The sequence below is a fragment of the Kitasatospora cystarginea genome, assembly GCF_039533515.1.
GTDB lineage: Bacteria > Actinomycetota > Actinomycetes > Streptomycetales > Streptomycetaceae > Kitasatospora > Kitasatospora cystarginea.
The window spans coordinates 11,539-27,076 of record NZ_BAAATR010000039.1; the positions used below are offsets into that span (position 1 = coordinate 11,539).

The 15,538-nt window shown below is 73.0% G+C and carries 12 protein-coding genes and 1 pseudogene; 4 read left to right on the forward strand and 9 right to left on the reverse strand.

What is annotated here, in order from left to right:
* Positions 1-112 precede the first annotated feature (112 nt).
* Positions 113-1,708, forward strand: a complete 1,596-nt coding sequence (locus ABD369_RS31650) for a glycerol-3-phosphate dehydrogenase/oxidase (protein WP_344640034.1) — start codon at positions 113-115, stop codon at positions 1,706-1,708.
* A 415-nt stretch (positions 1,709-2,123) separates the two neighbouring features.
* On the opposite strand, the gene ABD369_RS31655 is transcribed toward ABD369_RS31650, so the two are convergent.
* Together ABD369_RS31655 and ABD369_RS31660 are read right to left on the reverse strand one after the other, a co-directional pair.
* Positions 2,124-3,530, reverse strand: coding sequence for a GntT/GntP/DsdX family permease (locus ABD369_RS31655; RefSeq protein ID WP_344640035.1), 1,407 nt, complete (start codon positions 3,528-3,530; stop codon positions 2,124-2,126).
* Between the two features lie 141 nt (positions 3,531-3,671).
* A complete protein-coding gene (locus tag ABD369_RS31660; RefSeq protein ID WP_344640036.1) occupies positions 3,672-4,202 on the reverse strand; it encodes a gluconokinase in 531 nt (176 codons plus the stop codon).
* Positions 4,203-4,340: 138 nt separating this feature from the next.
* Between ABD369_RS31660 and ABD369_RS31665 the strand changes: the two genes are divergently transcribed.
* Together ABD369_RS31665 and ABD369_RS31670 are read left to right on the forward strand one after the other, a co-directional pair.
* Positions 4,341-5,036, forward strand: coding sequence for a FadR/GntR family transcriptional regulator (locus tag ABD369_RS31665; protein ID WP_344640037.1), 696 nt, complete (start codon positions 4,341-4,343; stop codon positions 5,034-5,036).
* 327 nt (positions 5,037-5,363) lie between these two features.
* Positions 5,364-5,618, forward strand: coding sequence for a hypothetical protein (locus tag ABD369_RS31670; RefSeq protein ID WP_344640038.1), 255 nt, complete (start codon positions 5,364-5,366; stop codon positions 5,616-5,618).
* A 225-nt stretch (positions 5,619-5,843) separates the two neighbouring features.
* Here ABD369_RS31670 and ABD369_RS31675 read toward each other — a convergent pair whose 3' ends face one another.
* Positions 5,844-6,932 carry an NADH:flavin oxidoreductase/NADH oxidase gene (locus tag ABD369_RS31675; RefSeq protein WP_344640039.1) on the reverse strand — a complete coding sequence of 363 codons (1,089 nt, stop codon included), beginning with the start codon at positions 6,930-6,932 and terminating at the stop codon, positions 5,844-5,846.
* A 116-nt stretch (positions 6,933-7,048) separates the two neighbouring features.
* Here ABD369_RS31675 and ABD369_RS31680 point away from each other — a divergent pair.
* Positions 7,049-7,387, forward strand: a pseudogene (locus ABD369_RS31680) (ArsR/SmtB family transcription factor); the annotation flags it as partial.
* A 100-nt stretch (positions 7,388-7,487) separates the two neighbouring features.
* On the opposite strand, the gene ABD369_RS31685 reads toward ABD369_RS31680, so the two are convergent.
* The 6 genes from ABD369_RS31685 to ABD369_RS31710 form a co-directional block, all read right to left on the reverse strand.
* The gene (locus tag ABD369_RS31685) at positions 7,488-7,616 is read right to left on the reverse strand and encodes a DUF6126 family protein (RefSeq protein ID WP_344640040.1); all 129 of its coding nucleotides are present in this window, start codon (positions 7,614-7,616) and stop codon (positions 7,488-7,490) included.
* A complete protein-coding gene (locus tag ABD369_RS31690) occupies positions 7,613-7,969 on the reverse strand; it encodes an ArsR/SmtB family transcription factor (RefSeq protein ID WP_344640041.1) in 357 nt (118 codons plus the stop codon). The genes ABD369_RS31685 and ABD369_RS31690 overlap by 4 nt, the downstream gene beginning before the upstream one ends.
* A gap of 2 nt (positions 7,970-7,971) precedes the next feature.
* A complete protein-coding gene (locus tag ABD369_RS31695; protein ID WP_344640042.1) occupies positions 7,972-8,169 on the reverse strand; it encodes a hypothetical protein in 198 nt (65 codons plus the stop codon).
* Positions 8,170-8,366: 197 nt separating this feature from the next.
* Entirely contained in the window at positions 8,367-12,926 is a 4,560-nt protein-coding gene (locus tag ABD369_RS31700; RefSeq protein ID WP_344640043.1) for a hypothetical protein, read from the reverse strand.
* A 63-nt stretch (positions 12,927-12,989) separates the two neighbouring features.
* A complete protein-coding gene (locus tag ABD369_RS31705) occupies positions 12,990-13,862 on the reverse strand; it encodes a hypothetical protein (protein ID WP_344640044.1) in 873 nt (290 codons plus the stop codon).
* Between the two features lie 124 nt (positions 13,863-13,986).
* Positions 13,987-15,519, reverse strand: a complete 1,533-nt coding sequence (locus ABD369_RS31710; protein WP_344640045.1) for a hypothetical protein — start codon at positions 15,517-15,519, stop codon at positions 13,987-13,989.
* Positions 15,520-15,538 lie beyond the last annotated feature (19 nt).

Below are 15,538 nucleotides of genomic sequence, written 5' to 3' on the forward strand. Positions count from 1 at the left end.
CGCAAGGGAACCGGCCGTGACCAAGGCCGGTCCCCCCGGCCTCCCAGCAGAGGCCGCACCGCACACCGAGAGGAGACACGGCGCCGCCCGCACCGCGCGCCGTACACACACCATGGCAACCATTCCGACCCTGGGCGCCGAGCGCACCGCCGGACGCACCGCCTCCCGCGCCGAGACCCGTGAGCTGCTGGGCAAGGCGACCTACGACCTGCTGGTGATCGGCGGCGGCATCCTCGGCACGGCCGTGGCCTGGACCGCCTCGCAGGCGGGTCTCAAGGTCGCCATGGTGGACGCGGGCGACTTCGCCGGTGCCACCTCCAGTGCCTCCTCCAAGCTGGTCCACGGCGGTCTGCGCTACCTGCAGACCGGTGCGGTCAAGCTGGTCGCCGAGAACCACAAGGAGCGCCGGGCGCTGGCCACCGACGTGGCGCCGCACCTGGTCAACCCGCTGACCTTCTTCGTCCCCGTCTACAAGGGCGGCCCGCACGGCGCCACCAAGCTCGGCGCGGGCGTCTTCCTGTACTCCGCGCTGTCCGCCTTCCGTGACGGCATGGGCCGGGTCTCCACCGCCGCGCACGCCGCCCAGCAGGTGCCCGCGCTGCGCACCGAGGGCCTGCGCTCGGTCGCGGTCTACGGCGACCACCAGATGAACGACTCGCGGGTCGCCGTGATGACGGTCCGCGCCGCCGTGGACGCGGGTGCCGTGGTGCTCAACCACGCCGAGGTGACCGGTCTGCGCTTCACCGGCGGCCGGGTGACCGGTGCCGAGGTCCGCGACCGCCTGGACGGCAGCGAGTTCGGTGTGAACGCCCGCCTGGTGCTGAACGCGACCGGCCCGTGGGTCGACCACCTGCGCAAGATGGAGGACGCGGGCGCCGCGCCCAGCATCCGCCTGTCCAAGGGTGCGCACGTGGTGGTCAAGCGCCGCAGCCCGTGGCGTGCCGCGCTGACCATCCCGATCGACAAGTACCGCGTCTCCTTCGCCATCCCGTGGGAGGACCACGTCCTGCTGGGTACCACGGACGAGGAGTACACCGGTGACCCGCGTGACGTGCGCGCCACCGAGGCGGACATCGACCAGATCATGGGCGAGGCCTCGCACGCGATCCGCGACGAGCACCTCGACCGCGACCTGATCACCTACTCCTTCGCCGGTCTGCGTGTGCTCCCCGGCGGCCCGGGCGACACCGCCGCCGCCAAGCGCGAGACGGTCGTCACCGAGGGACGCGGCGGCATGCTGTCGGTCGCCGGCGGCAAGTGGACCACCTACCGGCACATCGGCCGCACCGTGCTGGAGAAGCTGGCGCACGTCTCCGGCACCGGCCTGGCGGACGACATGTCGCCGATCGCCCGCACCGTTCCGCTGCCGGGTGTCGGCACCCCGAACGCCGTCGCGCACCGCCTGCTGATCGACCGCGAGCCGGGCTCGCGGATGGACCCGCTGGTCGCCAAGCACCTGGCCAGCCACTACGGCACGCTCTCCTTCGAGATCGCGCGTCTGATCGCCGATAACCCCGAGCTGGGCGAGCCGATCCACGAGGACGGCCCGGACGTCTGGGCGCAGGTTGCCTACGCCGCCGACAGCGAGTGGGCGTACACCGCCGACGACGTGCTGCGCCGCCGCACCACCATGACGGTGCGCGGCCTGGACACCCCGGAGATCCGGGACCAGGTCGAGGCCTTCCTGTCGAAGCGCCGACAGGGCTGAACGCGGCAGGGCCGTATGCCCAGGGGCTCGGGCGCGGTGCTCTGAGCCACCAGTCGAAGGGCGGGTACCCGGAAGGTGGGTACCCGCCCTTCGGCGCGCCCGGGACGTTGTCGGATCGACACACGGTCACATGTCGGATGAGCCAGCTGCGGGATGTCGGATGGGCGGATACTCCGATGTCGGATGAGTGGACCGTCCGACGTCAGATCGACCGACCGTACGTCTTCAGACGAGTGGATCGTCCGACATCGGATGAACGGCCGGTCCGGCCTCGCCGGCCGAGCGGCACAGGTCCAACGGTCTGCTGTGATTGCCGCGCGGGGACGGTCGGTTCGGACCGCCGGGGCGGACGGCGCGAAGGTCCGCTCACCGGGCCGGCCTTGCGCCCCGTCGGGACGTCTCCGGCGGTGCGGCGCTAGACGACCAGGCTGAGCGGGAGGATCAAGGCGATGGCGACCACCGAGATCACTGTCTCCATGATCGACCAGGACTTCAGCGTCTGGCCGACGCTCATCCCGAAGTACTCCTTCACCAGCCAGAATCCGGCGTCGTTGACGTGCGACAGGAAGAGCGAGCCGGCGCCGATCGCGAGCACCAGCAGGGCCGCGTGGGTACTGGACATGCCGGCGGCCAGCGGCGCGACGATGCCGGCCGCGGTGATGGTGGCGACGGTGGCCGAGCCGGTGGCGAGGCGGATCAGTACGGCGATCAGCCAGCCGAGCAGCAGCGCCGAGATGTGCCACTTGCCGGACCAGGTGCTGACCACGTTGCCGACGCCGACGTCGATCAGGGTCTGCTTGAAGCCACCGCCCGCGCCGACGATGAAGACGATGCCCGCGATCGGGCCGAGCGACCTCTCGACGGTGCCTGCGATCCGGGCCTTGTCGAAGCCGGCGGCCTTGCCGAGGGTCAGCATGCCCAGCAGTACGGCTGCGAGCAGGGCGATCAACGGGGAGCCGACGAAGTCGACGAAGCGCTGGATGCCGGCCTTGGGGTCGTCGACCACCACGTCGGCGAGGGCCTTGCCGAGCATCAGCACGACGGGCAGCAGGATGGTGGCGAGCACCGCACCGAACCGCGGAGTGCGCTCGGGGCGCTCGTTCTCCCGCGGGGTGGTCTCGGCCGGGAGACTCAGCGGGCCGACCCAGCGCTCGGCGAGGCGGGAGAACAGCGGACCGGCGACGATCAGGGTCGGCACGGCGATCAGCAGGCCGAGCGCGAGGGTCACCCCGAGGTCGGCCTTGAGTGCGTCGACGGCGACCAGCGGACCCGGGTGCGGCGGCACCAGGCCGTGCAGCACGGAGAGTCCGGCCAGCGCCGGGATGCCGATCCGGATCACCGGGACGCTCGCCCCGTACGTGAGCGGCGCCCGTCGGGCGACCAGCAGCACGATCGGGACCAGCAGCACCACACCGACCTCGAAGAACAGCGGCAGCCCCAGCACGGCCGCGATCAGTGCCATCGCCCAGGGCAGCAGCCGCTTGCCGGAGCGGGCCAGCACGGTGTCGGCGATGATGTTCGCCCCGCCGGAGTCAGCGAGCAGCTTGCCGAGCATCGCGCCCAGGCCGATCAGCAGGCCGACGCTGCTCACGGTGGCGCCGAAGCCGGTGACGAAGCTGGTGGTCAGCTTGTCGAAGGGCGCTCCGGCGACAGCGGCGAGCAACCCGGAGCCGAGCGTCAGCGCGAGGAAGGGGTGCAGCTTCAGCTTGGTGATCAGCAGCACGATCACACCGATGCTGAGCAGCACGGCTGCCAGGAGTTGGCCGTCACTGCCGGTGTGCGGCAGGGCCGGTGGGGCGGCCGCGAGGAGAGTGGGGGTCACGCGAGGTCTCCATTGACGGGCTCCAGCCGCCCGGGTCCGGGGCGTGCCGCCGCCCGGAGCGGCGGATGACCGGGGACGAGGGGGTGCGGGAGCGGAAGGCGTGCGAAGCGGGTCAAGAACGCCCGGGGGCGGGCGGGCGAGTCACAGCAGTTCCTCGGCCATCTCGACGAGTTGTGCGGGCGTGTGGGTGACGTCCAGTACCGCGCCGCGCTCGTCCGGCTGCAGCGGTTCGAGGGTGGCGTACTGGGAGTCGAGCAGTGAGGGTGGCATGAAGTGGCCGGTGCGGTGGGCGAGCCGGTCCTCGATCAGGCCGTGGCCGCCGCTGAGGTGCAGGAAGAAGGCGTCCGGGCAGTCGGTGCGCAGGATGTCGCGGTACTGCCGCTTGAGCGCCGAGCAGGTGACCACACCGCCGGTTCCCGCCTTGGCGCACTCGCCGAGCCAATCGGCGAGCGCGTGCAGCCAGGGCCTGCGGTCCTCGTCGTCCAGCGGGATGCCAGCCGTCATCTTGGCGATGTTGGCGGGCGGATGGAAGTCGTCGGCCTCGGCGTAGGGAAGGCCGAGCCGCTCGGCCAGCAGCCGGGCGACGGTGGTCTTCCCGACCCCGGAGACACCCATGACGACCACGATGGGCCGGGGGGTGGTCCGGTGCTGGTTCTCGACGCTGAGAGCCATGGGGTAGTGCTCCTGTTCTGCCTGCTCGGGTGCAACCATCACGCAAAGATATGACTTATTCAAGAGGCTGAAACTCAATCGTCATACTTTCTATGCCTGACGATCTACCGCCGGGGCTGCGCCCTCTACCCTGGACGGATGGACATCCAGGGCCTGCCCGGCCGCCTCCTCGCAGACCTCGGACCAGCCATCGCCTCCGGTGAGATCCCGGCCGGCACGGTGCTGCGCAGCGAGGAGCTGGAGGCCAGGTACGGCGTCTCCCGCACGGTGGTTCGCGAGGCGGTGCGGATCCTGGAGTCGATGCGGATGGTTGCGCCCAAGCGTCGGGTGGGCATCACCGTCCAGCCGAAGTCGGGCTGGGACGTGTTCGACCCGATGGTGATCCGCTGGCGGCTCGCCGGGGCGGACCGCTCGGCCCAGTTGCGTTCGCTCGGCTCGCTGCGGGTGGCGGTCGAGCCGGCCGCCGCAGGACTGGCGGCCCGTCACGCCACCGACGACCAGCGGCGCGAGCTGAGTGCGCTGGCCGTCGAGCTGACCGTCACCGCCCGTGCAGCCGATCTGAAGACCTTCCTGAAGCACGACATCGCCTTCCACGCGACCATCCTGAAAGCGTCCGGGAACGAGATGTTCGCGCATCTCGGCGACACCGTCGGCGCTGTGTTGACCGGCCGGACAGAGCATCAGCTGATGCCGCACCAGCCGAGACCGTACGCGGTTCGGCTGCATCGGGAGGTGGCGGACGCGATCTGCGCGGGCGACGCGGAGCTGGCCGAGCAGTCGATGCGCACGATCGTGGTGGGGGCGCTCGAGGAACTGGACGCCACCCTGGGCTGACCGTATCCGCCTGGTCGCCTGCCCGTTCTTGCCATGGTCCGGCGGTTTTCGGGCATGACCGGCGCGGAACGGGGCAAGGTGTCGCTCGGGTGGCGCACGGCGCGCCGTCGACAGGACGGCGCGTCATCCGTACCGGGGGCGTGTCCGCCCCCGCCGGGGGTGCGCCATTCTTGCTCGCGGCGCATCGCGTGCACGAGGGGCGCATCGTGGCGAGGAGTGCGCCAACTCGGTTCTCGGTCGCCGTTCGTCCGCGCCTTGGGGGTCTGGATGTCCGCTGCACGCCGTCGCCTACCGGACGAGGTACGGTCGGCCGCCGTTCGGGCCTGGATGAGTCTCTCGTGCACCCTGGTCACGCTGATGGTGGCGACGCTGGCCTCGTACGCGGGGAGTTGGCTGCTGGCGCCGGCGCTGCTGGCCACCGGCGTGGGTGTGTTCGCCACCGCTTGGTGCCTGTTGGAGATCTTCATCTCGCGTCAGATCGCGGCGCAGCGGATGAGCAGGCCCAACTCGGCCTCGCCGATGTCCGGAAGCCGCTACGCGAAGCGGCGCCCGGACAGGAGCCGGGCGCCGCTGCAGTACTGATCCGGGCGTCGGCCGTGGATCGCGCCGGGGCGCGGGGAACGGTCCGTTCGGTCGGGGGAGTTGGCCGCACGGATCCCCCGACCGAACGGACAGCGTGCCAGCGCGTTCACCGAAGTGCGCTGCGGCGGCGGATGGCTGACCGCCGCGCCCCTCACGGTAGGAGCAGTGCTGCACCTGGATCGCCCAACTGCGGTTCAGCCACCGATGGTTGGCCCCCTCAGTCGCTCAGCGCTTCAGCACGTAGCCATACTGGACCGGCCAGTCGGGGGTGACGCCGAGCCGCTGGGCCGCGTGGAGCGGCCAGTAGGGGTTGCGGAGGAGTTCGCGGCCGAGGGTGATCACGTCGGCCTTGCCGCTGGTGAGGATCTCCTCGGCCTGGACGGGGTCGGTGATCAGGCCGACCGCGCTGGTGGCCAGGCCGGTGGCCGCGCGCACCTGATCGGCGAACGGCACCTGGTAGCCGGGGCCGACCGGGATCCTGGCGTCGGGGACGAGCCCGCCGGAGGAGGCGTCGAGCAGGTCCACGCCGGCCGCCTGGAGTTCCTTGGCCAGCAGGACGGTCTCCTCGGGCGTCCAGCTCGGCCGGTCGTCGACCCAGTCCGTGGCGGAGACCCGGAAGACCACCGGCAGTTCCTCGGGCCACACGGCGCGGATCGCCGCGACGACCTCCAGCGCGAACCGGGCGCGCCCGGCGAAGTCGCCGCCGTAGCCGTCAGTGCGGTGATTGCTGAGCGGAGAGAGGAACTCGTGGATCAGGTAGCCGTGGGCGCCGTGGATCTCGGCCACTTGGAAGCCCGCCCCCAGCGCCCGCTTGGCGGCGTCGGCGAAGGCCTGGACCAGCTCCTGGATCTCGTCGACCGTCAGCTCGTGCGGCACCGGCCCGCCGGCGGAGAAACCGATCGGGGACGGGGCGACCGTCTGCCAGCCGAGCCCGTCCGCCGGGAGCGGCGCACCGCCTAGCCAGGGCCGGTCGTGCGAGGCCTTGCGCCCGGCGTGCGCCAGCTGGATGGCGGGCACCGAGCCGTGCTGCTTGACGAGTGCGGCGACCCGGGCGAGCTGCTCCTGCTGCCGGTCGTTCCACAGGCCCAGGTCGTAGGGTGTGATCCGCCCGTCGGGGCGCACTGCGGTGGCCTCGACCATCACCAGTCCGGCCCCGCCGGCCGCGCGGGTGGCCAGGTGTGCGAGGTGGAAGTCGGTGGCGACACCGGCCTCGGGCCCCTCGGGGGCGGCCGAGTACATGCACAGCGGTGCCAACCAGATCCGATTGGGGATGGTCAGCGATCGGAGGGTGATCGGCTCGAAGAGTGCACTCACGGCTGCTCCTAGGACGGACGCGCAGGGGTTCATGGAGACACTCGTACGATATCTCTCGTAGTACGACACCTGTCAAACTACTATTCCTCTCGTACTATCGAGGAGTGACCGAGACCATCGCAGCCACCGGAGACCAGGCCGTACTGCCGGAGCCCACCTGCGGGGAGATCCGCCTGGAGGCGGTGCTGCACGCCCTCGCGGACCCGGTACGGCTGCAGATCGTCACCGAACTGGCGGTCAACCGGCACGAGATGGCCTGCCAGGCGTTCGGCCTGCCGGTGAGCAAGTCGACCACCACCCACCACTTCAAGGTGCTGCGCGAGGCGGGCGTGATCCGCCAGTTCCGCAGGGGGACGGCCCGGATGAGCATGCTGCGCACGGAGGATCTGGAACCGCTCTTCCCCGGCCTGCTGGACGGCGTGCTGAACGCCGCGCTGGCCCAGCGGGCCCGCGTGGAGCAGTGTCCGGACGGCGGGGCGGTCGGAACGGGTCCCGGCGAAGCGGGGACGGCCCGGCGAGGCGGCCTGAACGGTCCCCGTAGCGCGCCCGAGGGCGTCAGCGCTTGCCGAGCGTGAAGAGCAGGATCATGAAGCCCGCCCAGATGTGGGTCGCCGCGATGTAGATCAGCGCCCTGGTCAGCATCGCCTTGCGGCGGCTCTTCTCCTCCGCCTTGGCGTCCGTCATCGGTGGGCTCCCTGGGGTTCGGCGGCCGCGCCGCCGCGCAGCTGGGCGAGCAGTGTGCCCTGGTCGGCGAGCAGGGCGGTGAGGATTCGGCGTGCGGCGCCGAGCAGCTCCGCCACGTCGGGGGTGCTCAGCTCGTACACCACGGTGTTTCCCTCGCGGGTCGCGGTGACCAGCTGGGTGCGGCGCAGCACGGCGAGCTGTTGGGAGAGGCTGGATGCTTCGATGTCGATCTCGGTGAGGAGTTCGCGAACCGGCCGCGGGCCGTCCTGGAGGAGTTCGAGAACGCGGATCCGGACCGGGTGACCGAGGGTGCGGAAGAACTCCGCCTTGGCCTGGTACAGCGGTACCGGCATGCTCAGTCCTCGTCCCCTACGTCGTCGTCCGGCTCGTGCGGAACCGTGATGCTGTGGCGGGCGGCGATGCGGAGCAGCCCGGTGATCCGGCCCCGGTACGCATCGATCCCGTCCTCGTCCCCGGCCTCGCGGGCTGCCGCGAGGTCCAGCCTCGCCTGGGCGAGCTGGTCGCGCAGTTCCTCGGCGAACACGTCGGTCACGCGTACAGGATCTATGAATGTGAAGAATTCTTCAAGCCGATCGCCGGCCTCCTGACCGCCGCTCCGGACACCGCTTCCCGCCCACCGGAGCGGCGGCACCCCAGTCCCGCCCGAGTCGCGCAGCAGCAGGGGCGTGGAGCGCCGTGAACGGCTCTCCATGCCCCTGTCGCTGCAACTCCTCACCGCTGGGAAGTCGTTCAGACGGTCGCCGGCTCCGCGGGCCGCTTGAACATCCGGGTCGCGGTGATCTCGCCGTGAATGGTGGGGCCCTCCGGGTCCTGGGGGGCCGGGAGGCCGGGGCGGAGGTGCTCCTCGACGGAGATGTACTTGAGGCCGGCCCGCAGGTCGGCGTCGTTGCGCAGGCGGATGACCAGCGGGAACTCGGCCAGCGCCGTGGTGTCGAACAGACCGGTGGTGTAGATCAGCTGGACGCCCAGGGCGTCGGCCACCGCGCGCTGGAGCTCCAGCAGGTAGGTGGCGTTGGCCCGGCCGATCGGGTTGTCCAGGAAGAGCGTTCCGGCGTGCCGGAGCTGGGACTGGCCGCGGTCGTTGGCCCGCAGCGCGGCCATCGTGCAGTAGAGCGCGATGGCGGCGGTGAGCAGCTGGCCGCCGGAGAACACGTCCGACATCTGGCCGACGCCGACGCGTTCGGCGCGCAGTACCGCGTCCGGCTTGAGGATCTCGACGCTGACGCCCTTCGGACCGATGGCGGCGGCGACTCCGCGCAGCAGCAGGGACATTCCGTCCCGGCGCAGGTCGGAGTTCTTCTTGACGGCGGCGCGGGTTGCCTCGTCGATGACCTCGCCGAGGCGTTCGACCAGCACGGCGTGGTCCGGGTCCTCGAAGCGGATCCGCAGGAACTCCTGGCCGGACCACTCCCCCAGGCCGTCGGGCAGCCGGGACAGGCGCTGGGCGGCGCGCAGGGTGGCCAGCGAGCTCTCCACCAGGCCGCGCAGGCGGTCCACGATGGAGCCCCGGTTGCGTTCCAGCTGCGCCAACTCGTCGCTGAGGACGCGCAGTCGGGGTGCGAAGGCGGCGGCCCATGCGGCCGCGTGGTCGGGCAGCGTGGCGGCCGGGAGTTCGCGGATCTGCTGGCGGGCGGGGGTGCGCACGGCCTCGTAGCGAGCGGCGTTGGCGTGCCGGATCAGGGCGTCGGCGGCGTCGCGGACGGCGAGTTCGGCGGCGCTCAGCTCGGTGGCGGCGGCGCGCAGGCTGCGACGGGTCTCGGTGGCGGCGCTGCGGGCCTCGGCGAGGCCGCCGAGGTACGGGTCCGAACTCTGCTCCGTCTCCTCGGGGTTGTCGCGCAGGCCGTCGCGGAGCCCGGCCGCAGCCTCGTCGAAGTCGGCGGCGGCGCTCTGGGCGGCGTCCAGGGTGCGCTGGAGGTCGGCGTACTCGAGGCGGGCCGTCTCCACCTGCTCGCGGCGCTCGGCCAGCAGCGAGGTGGCGGTGCGCAGCAGGGTCTGGGCGTGCTCGGGGTCGGTGGGGACCAGGTCCTCGGGCAGTTCGGTGTGGCACTCGGCGCCGTCGGCGGGGGCGGAGCGCTCGACCTCGCCGCGCAGGCGGCCGAGTTGCTCGCTGGCGGTGGCGGACCGGGCCTCGATGGTGGCGACCAGCCCCTCGGCCCGCGCGGCGGCGGCCTGGCGGGCGGGGCCGTCGGCGCCGTCGGGGCTGGAGAGCAGTTCCTCGGCGCGGGTGCGGACCTTGTTGGTGAGGCGGTCGAGCTCGGCGGCGGCCGCGGCCTCGTCGCCTTCGGCGCGGGCCTGTTCGGCACGCAGGTCGGCGCCGACACCGACCTTCTCGTAGAGCTGGGAGGCGGCTCGGTAGGCCTCGCGCAGGGCGGGCAGCGAGGCGGGGGCCTCGTCGGGTTCGATGATCTCCGTGCCGGCGGAGATCTCGGCGCGTTCGGCGCGCAGGGTGCGGGCGGTGCGGCGGGCGTCGTCGGCGGCGCGCTGAGCGGCGCGGCGGTCCTCGTCGCAGGTGCGGGCGCGCTCGGCGCAGGCGGCCTGGCGGCGGTCGCACTCGGCGGCGTCCTCGGTGAGTTCGCGGCGGCGGCGGGCCCAGTTGGCGCGTTCGCGCAGCCGGAAGGCGAGTCCGGCCAGAGCGTCGGCGCGGCGACGGGCACGCTGGGCACTCTCCCGGTGGTCCTCGTGGATGGCGGCGGCCGCGGCGTGGTCGGTCTCGGCCTCGGCGTGCTCGGCACGCAGGGTGGCGAGTTCGGCGGCGGCGCTCTCGGCGGCGAGGGCAGCGGCCTGGACGGCTTCGGCGAGTTCGGCGAGGGTGCCGGGCGGGCAGCTGGCGTGCCAGGAGGCGAGGCGGGCGGCGAGGGCGCGGTCGTGGCCGAGCCGGGCCGCGAGTTCGCGGATGTGCTCCTCGCGAGCCATGGCGCGGGCGCGCAGTTCGCGGCGCTCGCCGTCGGCGGCGTTCTCGTCGTGCATGGCCGGGTTCGGTGGCACCAGGAAGAAGGCGGGCTCGTCGGTGATCGGGGCGATCAGCGAGGCGGCGGTGCCGACGGCGACGGTGGAACGCGGCAGCAGGGCGGCGTTGCCCAGGGCCTCGCGGGCGCGGTCGAGCGAGTTGGGGTCGGTGACGACCACGCCGTCGACCAGTTCGGGCCGGGCGGCGAGAATCGCCTCGTGGTCGGCCGGGTCGACGGACTGGGCCAGGTAGCGCCAGCCGGGCAGCGCGGGCACGCCGTGCTCACCGAGGTACTCCACGGTGGCGAGCACGTCGGGGCCCGGCGGCAGCAGCCCGCCGTCGCCGAGCGCGGCCAGGATGCGGGAGTCCTCGGCGGCAGCCGTGCGGAGGTCGAAGAGGGTCCGCTCGGCGGTGGCGATGGCCTGGTCGAGTTGCTCGCGCAGGTCGTCGGCGTTGACGTCGAGGACGGCGGGGGTGAGGAAGCCCTCGCCCTCCTCGGCGCCCTCCTGGTACGGCGTCAGGGAGAGCAGGTCGGCGAGGCGCTCCTCGGCGGCGAGCAGCGCGGCGGTCCGCTGCTCGCCGCCCAGGGCGCGGCGGGCGGCGGTGTGCGCGTCGGCGGCCCGGGCGGCGGCGAGTTCGGCCTTGGCGGCCAGGGCCGAGGTCTCCCGGACCCGGGCGGCGGTCTGCTCGGCGGCGGCCCGGGCCTGCTCCAGTGCGCTGGTGGCGGCCTTCTCGGCGTCGGCCGCGAACAGGGCGGCTCGGGCCGGGTCCGGCTCGTCGGCGTCCGCGTCGATCCAGCCGGCCTCGACGGCGGCCTGGGTCTCCTGCTCGACCTCGGCGAGGCGCTGGCGCAGGTGCTCGTCCTCGCTGCGGGCCTTCTGTGCGGCAGTGGCGGCGGCGGTGGCCTCGGCCTGCGCGGCGGCGCCGTCGGACTGCAGCTCCTCGGCGCGCAGCTCCTCCTGGTCGGCGCGGGTCTCGGCGGCGACGGCGGCGCTCTCCAGCGCCCGGGCCAGCGCACCGGCGGCCTTGGCGCGGGCGGCGAGCGCCGGGGCGGCGTCCAGCTCGGCCTCGCGGATCGCAGCGGCGACCCGGGCCACCCGGTCGGCGGCCGCGCGGTGGCGCAGCACCGCCTCGGCGGCCTGCCAGGCGGAGTGCAGCGTACGGGCGTCGGTCAGCTCGCGGCGCAGCGCGGCGGCCTCGGCGGTCGCGGCGGCGAGCCCGAGGGTGGCGTGGCGGTGGGTCAGCTCCGCGACGATCAGGGAGTGCCGGGTGCGGTCGGCCTCGGCGGCGGTGACGGCGCTCGCGGCGGCCGCGACCTCGATGGCGAGGTCCTGGGCACGGTCGCGTTCGGCGGCGGCGCGGGTGGCGAGGGCATGGGCGAGTCGGCGGGTGCGGCGCTCGGCGGTGCGGTGCGTCTCGCGGACGCTCTCCCGGGCGGTGGTGCAGTCGACGATCCGCTGCAGCAGGTCGAGCGAGCCGGCGGTGAAGTCGCGTTCGGCGGTGAGTTCGGCGCGGCGGCCGAGCTTGGCGGCGAAGCCGTGGACCAGGTCGGCGAGGCCGTCGGTGTCGCGGGTGTCGGTGACGGCGCGCAGCAGCAGGTCGGTGAAGTCGGAGTCGTGCTTGACCGCGAAGAGGCCGGCGGCCTCACCCTCGTCGGCATTCATCTCGCGCTGGTAGCGGAAGAGTTCGGGGTCGAGGCCGAGTTCGCCGAGGTGCTCGGTCCAGCGGTCGTGGCCGTCCTCGAAGGTGAGGTCGAGGTACGGGTGCGCCTTGCCGGTCTCGGTGAGGGCGTCGCGGAAGCCCTTCATGGTGCGGCGGCGGCCACGGGCCCTCTGGTCGGCCAGGTTGATCCGCTCGGCGACCGGGAGCGAGTCCAGGGTCAGGCCGGGGCCGGGGCGGAAGGAGTACCAGAGCTCGGCGAACTTGCGCGGGTCGGAGGAGACCTGGCGGCCGCGCCACTCGCTGACCTTGCCGACCACGATCAGCTCGCCGGTGACGGTGTGCTGCCACTCCAGGGCGACGTGCCCGCAGTCGTCGGCGAGCAGGAACTTGCGCAGCACGCCGGAGCTGGCGCCGCCCAGGGTGTTTCGGTGGCCGGGCAGCATCACGGAGAAGATCAGCTTGAGCAGGACGGACTTACCGCCGCCGTTCTCCAGGAACAGCACGCCGGCGGGGGCGGGGCGGCGCTGCGGACCCTCCGGGTCCTCACCGAACAGGCCGATCTGCTGCGGCACGGGCTCGGGCACCGGTTCGCCGACACCGCGCAGGTCGAGCACCGTGTCGGCGTAGCGGGCGCCGGCCGGTCCGATCGAGTAGAGGCGGACCCGGTTGAGCTCGTACATGTGCGGCGGTTCTCCAGTGACGGGGGGTCGGGGTGGTCAGGGTCGGCGGGCGGTGGCGGTGGATCAGAGGGAGTGGAAGGGCAGGCCGGCGTCGGCGACCAGCTCCTCGCTGTCGTCCGCGGGCAGCAGGCTGGCGGTGCCGTCGCTGACGGCGACCACACCGAGTTCCAGCAGTTCGGCCATCGCGGCGCTGCCCGCCAGGTCGCGGACCTGGAGCTGGTAGCGCGCGGTGGTGCGGTAGGTGCCGCCGGAGTCGTCCGAGACCTTCTGCAGGAAGCCGGAGTCGACCAGGAAGAGCACCGCCTTGGAGACGATGCCGATGGTGGAGCCGGCCAGGCGGCGGGCGTCCTTGGTGGCACCCGTGGCGCTGCGGCGGGCCCACACCCGCCAGGCGGACTCCAGGCCCGGTGCGTCGCTGGCCGGGTCGGTGTTGGCGCCCGCGGCCTCGGCCTGCTGTTCGAGCCGTCGGCATGCCTGGCGGACGAAGGCGTCCACGCCGTTGACGCTGACCCGGCCGAGGTAGCCGTCGTCGGACAGGTCCTCCGGGCGTGGGAAGGCCATCGCGGCGATGGCCAGGTGGGCCAGGCCGTGCAGGAAGCGGTCGGTGGACTCGGCGGCGGCGCGGCGGGAGTAGTCGCCCATCCGGACCGCGAAGACGGACTCCTCGGCGGCGGCGACGGCCATGCCCGCGCGCGGGGACACCTCCAGCACCACCAGGCCCATGCCGGTCGCGACGGCGTCGGCGAGCCGGGCGAACGGCGGATCCTCCCGGTGCCGGCGGATCAGTTCGGCGTACTCCGCGTCCCGGGCCGGGAGCAGCTTCGCCTGCAGTCCGAAGGAGACCAGCCGCGCGGCATCGGCCACGTCGGCGGGCGTGATCGGCGCCGGGGCGGGCTCGGGGTCGGGCGCCCAGGTCGCGTCCGGGTGAGTGATCACGGGTGGTGCTCCTTGCGGATGGTACGAGGGAGGACTGGACGGCTTGCGGGGTTCTTCCGGCGCGCGGCCGGCCGGGGTACCGCCGGCGGAGGCTGACGGTGCGCCGATGGCTGACGGCGAGCCATCAGCTCGCGTCCTTGCGGTCGGCCGCCATGCCGGCGGCGTCCAGCAGGGCGCTGCCGACGATCAGGTCGGCGCCGCCGAACTCCGGGTCGTCCAGCCGGGTGCCGTCGTCGACCGCGAAGAGCAGGCGCTCCTCGCCCTGCCGGTAGGCCGTACCGACCGGCGGGCTAGCCGCGTGCACGGCCAACAGGGCGACCAGGTAAGGAAGTTCCGGATCCTGGCGGCGAGCCTCGGCGAGCAGGCCGGAGAGCCGGCGGGGGGCGTCGGCCGGGAGGTCGAGCAGCTCCAGCGCGGCCTCCAGCTGGGCCTCGGAGAAGCGGCTGTCGTCCGGGGTGGCGATCAGGTCGGGGTCGGGCAGCTCGGCGCCGAGGTGCTCGCGCTCGACGGGCGGGGTGAGCAGCAGGTCGACCAGGTCGGTGACGCGTACCGAGACCGGGGTGCGCAAGCCGATGCCGCGGGTGAAGAAGGCGTCCGTCGGCCGGGTGGCGTCGGCTACCGGCAGGCCGAGCAGCGGGGCGAACAGCTGGCCGTAGAGGTCGATGCCGCTGCGGGCGCTGGGCGCGGCGAAGGCCTGGCGGTCCTGCTCGGCACGGAACAGCGGGCCGGCCTCCAGCAGCCGGGTCTGCAGCTGGGTGTGGCGGCGGATGCAGTCCTTGACGATGTCGACCAGCTCGGCGGCACGGCGCTTGTGCTCCGACCCCTCGGCCTCGTCTCGGGCCTTGCGGATGTTGGTGAGGATCGCGTTCTCGTGCCGGTAGCGGTCGGCGATGTGGTCCAGGGCCTCGTCGATCAGGTCGGGAATGGCCTGCATCCAGTCCACCGCGCGGACGTTGCGCCGGGTGGCCTCCAGGGCGCGGCGCAGCGTCTCGGCGTACTGGACGGTGCGGTAGCGGGCCTGTTCGGCGGCGAGCTGGGCGTCGGCGAGGCGGCCGCGCCTGATCAGCACCTCCAGCTTGACCTCGGCGGCGATCTGAGCGGACGTCACGTCGGTGTCGAGCGCGCCGACCAGGACGTTGACCGCCTCGTCGGTGGTGCGCAGGTAGACGCCGCCGTCGGGGCCCGGCACCTCCTCGATCAGCTTGAAGTCGTAGTCGCGCCTGACGTACCCGCCGTCGGCGGCGAAGGTGCCGTAGACCATGCGGAAGCCGCGGTCGACGCTGCCGACGTTGATCAGCGACTCCAGCACCCAGCGGGCTACCCGCTCGTGCTCGGTGGCGGTGCGGGCGGGGTTCTGCGCGGCGACCCGGGGCAGCAGGCGGGCGAGCACGGTGTCGCGGTCGGCACCGGTGTCGAAGTCCATGTTCAGCGTGACCAGGTCGATCACGGCCAGGCCGATCTCGGCCATGGTGTACGAGCTGTACTCGCCAGCGAGGTTGACCTTGCGGCTGTCGAGGTCGTGCAGCGGGGCCGTGCAGGCCAGTGCCTTGAGCCGACGGGCGAGCCCTTCGTCGGCGGCCGGGCCCGGGGCTGGCCGGGCGGCTGCGGCGGGCGGCCGGAGCTCGGTCTCGGCGCTCTGATCTGCGATGGCGGTCACGGGGGACAAGATTAGAGGT